Raw genomic sequence first — 1,701 nt, 5'->3', positions numbered from 1 at the left:
GCTAAAGTTGCATTTGATCCGAAAGAAAAGCCAGAAGGCTGGGATGTAGATAAATATGGAAAACCCGATGTTATATTTATGGCTTACAATCCTGCAAAACCCTACCCTACAGATCCAAGAGAGAGGCGACCACTAATAGATGCTGATATTAATAAATTAGAAGCTGTGGATTACGGCAGTGCTATAAAAATTCAGGAAGAGAAAGTAAAAGAATTTCATTCTTATAGAGGTTGAAGCCCTTTAATTTTTTAAAGTTTTAAAAATAAGCTATTTGAATATAAATAATACATTTGCTAAAGTAATGAAGTTGGCAAACGTTAAAAATTTTAAATGATCATTATTAAATTGCAAACAAAGGAGATGTTTATGATAAGTGGATTAAATGGATTTGGACATCATTATTTTCCAAGTGAAGAAAATGAGTTTTTTCAGAAAAAGCAAAATTGTTCAGTTGAATCTGCAAATAGAGAAAAATCTTCTATTCATTCGCAGCATATTTCTGAGCAGACTTCCCGCGTTTCTGAAGCTGATATTAAAAAATTAATGAGTCAAACTAATTTTACCGAAGCAAAGGCAAAAGAAATTTTAGAGGATCGAGAGTTTTATATTGAATTGGCTATGAAGCAAGGTTTAACTAGACAAGCGGCAGAGGAACAAGTAGATTCTGTCTATTAAAATTCAAAGCTAGTTAAAATTTATTTTTCATTAACTCCTTTTTGGTAATTGAGGCACATTAACAAAAATTTTTAAGTTTAAAAAATAAACTGTAAAAAAGTTACATGCTCGACTACCAAAGAAGGAAAAAGAGAAACATATTTTTAAAATTATTTGATAAATCAATATTGGGTATTGCTAAATAGATAATTTTATTTCAATAAACTTATCTATTTAGCAATACCCATACCTATTATTTATAAATTAAACGGATCTACCTAATTTTCGTTGGTAATTGGACATTTAAATTTTAATGAATTAAGATCACTATTCTTTATATGTCTCAATTACCCAGAATGAAGTCAACTAAATATTAGACTCCCCTCGAATTTTGCAAATTTTTAAAAGGTAGAATCAACATGCTTTTCTGCCCCTTCTCTGCTTAAACCTTGCTTCATAGCCAATTCAATATAAAACTCTCGATCCTCTAAAATTTCTTTTGCCTTTGCTTCGGTAAAATTAGTTTGACTCATTAATTTTTTAATATCATCTTCAGAAACGCGGGAAATTTGCTCAGAAATTAGTTGTAATTGAGCAGAAGTTTTTTCTGTGGAAAAATTGCTTTTATGATCATTCAAAAATAAATTATGTTTAAATTCTTCTAGTCCTTTTGTCATAATATCTCCTTTATCTGTAATTTAACGATGCCAGATTAAGTTAATCTTAATATCAGCCAACATTATTAATTTATTTAGCAGATTTATTATGTCTGTACAAATAGCTTATTTAAAAAAAAGTTAAAGCAATAAAAATTTCTCAATTTTTAGAATTAAACTCTTCTACTTTCTCTTCCTGAATTTTTATAGCACTGCCGTAATCCACAGCTTCTAATTTATTAATATCAGCATTTATTAGTGGTAGCCTCTCTCTTGTGTCTGTAGGGTAGGGTTTTGCAGGATTGTAAGCCATAAATATAACATCGGGTGTTCCATCTTTCTCTTCCCAACCCTCTGGCTTTTCTTTCGGATCAAATGCAACTTTAGCAAC

2 protein-coding genes and 2 pseudogenes are annotated in these 1,701 nt (G+C 29.9%); 2 read left to right on the top strand and 2 right to left on the bottom strand.

Annotated features, from left to right (window positions below):
* Together BU804_RS03330 and BU804_RS03325 are read left to right on the top strand one after the other, a co-directional pair.
* Positions 1-234: pseudogene (locus BU804_RS03330) on the top strand (hypothetical protein); the annotation flags it as partial.
* 132 nt (positions 235-366) lie between these two features.
* A complete protein-coding gene (locus BU804_RS03325) occupies positions 367-675 on the top strand; it encodes a hypothetical protein (RefSeq protein ID WP_075882967.1) in 309 nt (102 codons plus the stop codon).
* A gap of 380 nt (positions 676-1,055) precedes the next feature.
* Here BU804_RS03325 and BU804_RS03320 read toward each other — a convergent pair whose 3' ends face one another.
* Both BU804_RS03320 and BU804_RS03315 read right to left on the bottom strand, forming a co-directional pair.
* Positions 1,056-1,331, bottom strand: coding sequence for a hypothetical protein (locus BU804_RS03320; RefSeq protein WP_075882966.1), 276 nt, complete (start codon positions 1,329-1,331; stop codon positions 1,056-1,058).
* Between the two features lie 139 nt (positions 1,332-1,470).
* Positions 1,471-1,701, bottom strand: a pseudogene (locus BU804_RS03315) (hypothetical protein); the annotation flags it as partial.

This window comes from Candidatus Protochlamydia sp. W-9 (genome assembly GCF_001950615.1).
Taxonomy (GTDB): domain Bacteria; phylum Chlamydiota; class Chlamydiia; order Chlamydiales; family Parachlamydiaceae; genus Protochlamydia; species Protochlamydia amoebophila.
Note: the sequence above shows the minus strand (reverse complement) of the source record. Positions and strands in the feature narration are given on the sequence as shown.